The organism is Psychroserpens damuponensis (assembly GCF_000826655.1).
GTDB lineage: Bacteria > Bacteroidota > Bacteroidia > Flavobacteriales > Flavobacteriaceae > Psychroserpens > Psychroserpens damuponensis.
On record NZ_JXJO01000020.1, the window covers coordinates 1 to 3,727 of the forward strand.

Genomic DNA, 3,727 nt, shown 5'->3' on the forward strand with positions numbered 1-3,727 from the left:
CGTGAATGTTTGCTAAATTGGTTGCTAAAACGCACAACGAATCATAAATAATCGCGTTGTGCAACATTTTGACCAACCATTATCAAAGAATGAATTGACCTTATTTTATATCACTTTAAAATAAGATGTAACATTTTGTGATTTCCGCATCTAAAGGGAAATCAAAACTTAAAAACAATGAAAAATCTTATTTTATTATTCGTCTTATTCGTGTTTTCTTTATCAATTTACGCAAAAAATGAAAGTCAGCCTATCAGTGTAGAAGTTACAGGAAAAGGTAAACCTATCCTATTAATTCCTGGGTTTACAGTCCCTGGAAACGTTTGGAATCCACTAGTAAAGAAACTTGAAAAAAATTATGAATGTCATATAGTAACTTTAGCTGGTTTTGGAGGAAAAGAACCAATAGAATTCCCTTGGTTACCTAAAGTTAACGAATCTCTAAAAAACTATATCTTAAAAAACGACCTGCAGAATACAACCATAATTGGACACAGTTTGGGCGGAACAATTGCCACATGGCTCGCTTCACAAAACAACTTAAACCTTTCTAAAATCATATTAATTGATGCGCTTCCTGCTTCTGGCGCATTAATGATTCCTGATTTCAACCCTGAAAACTTGATGTATGAAAGTCCATATAACAATCAACTACTAGCAATGGATGATGTAGCCTTTGAGCAAACTGCCACAGCAATGTCAAAAGGTATGAGCCTTAAAAAATCAGCTCAAGAAAAAATTAAGAATTGGATACTAGAATCTGACCGGAAAACATATGTATATGGATATACAGATTACCTTAAATTAGACCTTAGAGAAAATTTAAAAACCATTTCTATTCCAATTACTATAATTGCAGCATCACAACCATATGGTAACGATATGGTTAAGCAAACTTATAAAAACCAGTATGCAAATTTAATAGACTACAATTTTATTATAGCAGAAGAAAGTGCCCATTTTATAATGCTAGACAAACCTGAATGGTTTTTAAAACAAATTCAAACGATATTATCATCTAATTAATGATTACAGAACAAGAGTTTACTAACATCTATAATTTACATGCTTCTAAAATCCATAGGTTATGTTTAGGCTATGCATCTGGAAATAATGAGCTTGCTAATGAATGGCTTCAAGAGACCTTTATAAAGGTATGGAAACATAGAAATTCATTTGAAGGGAAGTCTTCTATTGACACTTGGATTTATAGAATTGCTGTAAATATATGTTTAGGGGATTTACGTAAAACAAAAAAAAGTATCCCTGTTAATGAGGAAGTATTGTCAAATACTAACAATGATAATGACAATAACAACGAGGAAGGTAACATAAAAAAAATGTATCAGTGTATAGACCAACTAAACGAGCAAAATAAAGCAATGATATTATTAGAACTAGAAAACATACCACAGGCTACTATTGCCAATACCGTTGGTTTAGCACACGGAACATTACGAACACGATTAAGTCGTATTCGAAAATCACTTTTAAAATGTATTAAAAATGGAAAATGACAACCTAAATAAATTATGGGAGATTCAAGCTGATGATCGCTTAAGTTTTAATCCTAAAGATATAATTACAAAAGCGAAAAAGCAGCGTAACAATCAACATATAAGTATTACTGTTATGTCATTAACAGTGGCTATATTGATAATCTATGCTTTTTATTATGCATTCAATCAATGGAACACCTTTAATTTAGGTTTAATTCTTATGATTGTAAGTCTTACATTACGAATTATCTTGGAATTCTATTCGCTATATCGTAAAGAAAAAAAACTTATTTCAATGACGCAAAAATCTTACCACGCCTATTTGAAAAAATATTACAAAGTTCGACAACTGATTAATTATATTATCACACCAATCTGCATTGCAGTTTACATATTTGGATTTTGCTTGCTATTACCTTATTTTAAGGATTACTTTTCAAAAGGATTTTACACCTACATTCTAATTTCAGGTTTTCTTTCTATTATTGTTGTTATTGGTATTATTATTAAAAGTACAATCAAAGAACAACAATTATTAAATCAATTGGATAGATAATAAAAACTATCAATTTGAATAAAAAAACGTCACACTACAATGTACAAAATCAATGGCTTGTTATAGCCTATTTACACAAGTCTATGCGGACATTCTATCTGTGAAAACCGTTGTAAAACATTATGAAGATGAAACATTTCGATAAAATTCTAGAAAAATACACTTCTGGAAAAAAAGTATTGGGTCTTTTTATACTAACCAATATAGTTTACCTATTTATGTTGTTGGTAACCATTCCAAAAACAATGGGATTCTCGAACGGAATGAAACTGTTAGATATGCTACCAACAGGATATAATCTTGACTATGTAAATATATTATTTAGGACACTTGGTGAAAATGGACGTGAAATTTATTTAACTAATCAAATACCTGTGGATATGATTTATCCACTCCTTTTTGCACTGACATATTCTCTCCTTTTGGCATATTTTTTAAAAAAATTAAACAAACTCAAATCGCCTTTTACTTTTCTTTGTTTGTTACCAATAATTGCAGGAATCACGGATTACCTGGAAAACATTGGAATTATCACAATGTTAAACAGTTATCCTAACTTGACGAAGAATCTAGTTAATACAACTAATACTTTTTCGCTTATAAAAAGCACGTCAACCAGCATATTTTTTATTGCTTTAATAGTAATCTTAATCATATTTGGAATTAAATTCCTACAAAAGAAATAAACTAATGCCAACACCGTGTATAACATACACAAAACCGTTACCAAACATATAAAGCAAGCTATGAGAACTTTAACATTTGCAATTTTAGGCATCCTACTATTCGGAGTAAAAACTACATTCGGACAGAATAAAACAGATATTATAATAGGAAATCAGTTCGTTATTAAATCTAGTATTTTAAATGAAGAAAGAACATGTTTAATAAGTATACCTGATTCATATAATGATTCAACTGAAGTAGCGAAAAAATATCCAATTATCATATTATTGGATGGATATACTCATTTTAAAACAGCATCTGGAATAGTACATTTTATGAGTTCCAATAGGAACCGAAACAATTTAATGCCAGAAAGTATTATTATAGCCATAGTAAATATTGACCGTGAACGAGATTTTACTGTTACAAAAATTAAAACCAAACGACCAAATACTATGGGAGGAGGAAGAAAGTTTTTGAATTTCATTGAGAAAGAGCTCATACCTTATGTTGATGAAAACTATAGAACAGAACCATCTAGAACTCTTGTTGGACATTCTCTAGGAGGTTTACTTACATTAAATTCTTATATGGATAAAAATAGCGTATTCGATTCTTACATCTCTATAGACCCAAGTATTTGGTGGAGCAAAGAGATGATAAAAAATAAAGTTGATTCTATGCCATCACTATCATTGAACAAAAAACTTTACATAGCTACTGCCAATCAAGGAGAGACTAGTTACGAGAGAAATAAAAAAAGACACGACTACATCCATGAATTAATCACAAAGAAATCGGAAGAACCTCTAAATGTCGAAATAAAGTATTATGACAACGAAAACCATCGCTCTGTGCCATTAATAGCTTTGTACGAAGGTTTAATTTACATTAATCAAGAGAATTGATAATATTCTCTAAAAATACGTTTGTTAACACCGCCTATAATTAATCGCCTGATTATAGTCTACTTACAAAAATTCCTGAGGAATTTTCTCTGGTTCGT

General features: G+C 30.3%; 5 protein-coding genes. All 5 read left to right on the forward strand.

Translation table 11 applies throughout. The annotated features are described in order from the left end of the window. The first annotated feature begins 177 nt into the window (after positions 1–177). The 5 genes from TD29_RS12420 to TD29_RS12440 all read left to right on the forward strand — a co-directional run bounded on the left by TD29_RS12420 (position 178) and on the right by TD29_RS12440 (position 3,629). Complete coding sequence (locus TD29_RS12420) at positions 178–1,026, forward strand: alpha/beta fold hydrolase (RefSeq protein WP_040281071.1); 849 nt, start codon at positions 178–180, stop codon at positions 1,024–1,026. Then, entirely contained in the window at positions 1,026–1,517 is a 492-nt protein-coding gene (locus TD29_RS12425; RefSeq protein WP_040281072.1) for an RNA polymerase sigma factor, read from the forward strand. The genes TD29_RS12420 and TD29_RS12425 overlap by 1 nt, the downstream gene beginning before the upstream one ends. Next, positions 1,507–2,055, forward strand: a complete 549-nt coding sequence (locus TD29_RS12430; protein ID WP_040281073.1) for a hypothetical protein — start codon at positions 1,507–1,509, stop codon at positions 2,053–2,055. The genes TD29_RS12425 and TD29_RS12430 overlap by 11 nt, the downstream gene beginning before the upstream one ends. Positions 2,056–2,183: 128 nt before the next feature. Continuing rightward, positions 2,184–2,741: a hypothetical protein gene (locus TD29_RS12435; RefSeq protein WP_052467102.1), complete on the forward strand. Its 558-nt coding sequence runs from the start codon at positions 2,184–2,186 to the stop codon at positions 2,739–2,741. A 15-nt stretch (positions 2,742–2,756) separates the two neighbouring features. Beyond that, on the forward strand, positions 2,757–3,629 hold the full coding sequence (locus TD29_RS12440) for an alpha/beta hydrolase (protein ID WP_241485273.1): 873 nt from the start codon (positions 2,757–2,759) through the stop codon (positions 3,627–3,629). Positions 3,630–3,727 lie beyond the last annotated feature (98 nt).

Coding starts and splice junctions, on each gene's coding strand:
- TD29_RS12420 (WP_040281071.1), top strand. CDS start 178: ATGAAAAATCTTATTTTATTATTCGTCTTATTCGTGTTTTCTTTATCA.
- TD29_RS12425 (WP_040281072.1), top strand. CDS start 1,026: ATGATTACAGAACAAGAGTTTACTAACATCTATAATTTACATGCTTCT.
- TD29_RS12430 (WP_040281073.1), top strand. CDS start 1,507: ATGGAAAATGACAACCTAAATAAATTATGGGAGATTCAAGCTGATGAT.
- TD29_RS12435 (WP_052467102.1), top strand. CDS start 2,184: ATGAAACATTTCGATAAAATTCTAGAAAAATACACTTCTGGAAAAAAA.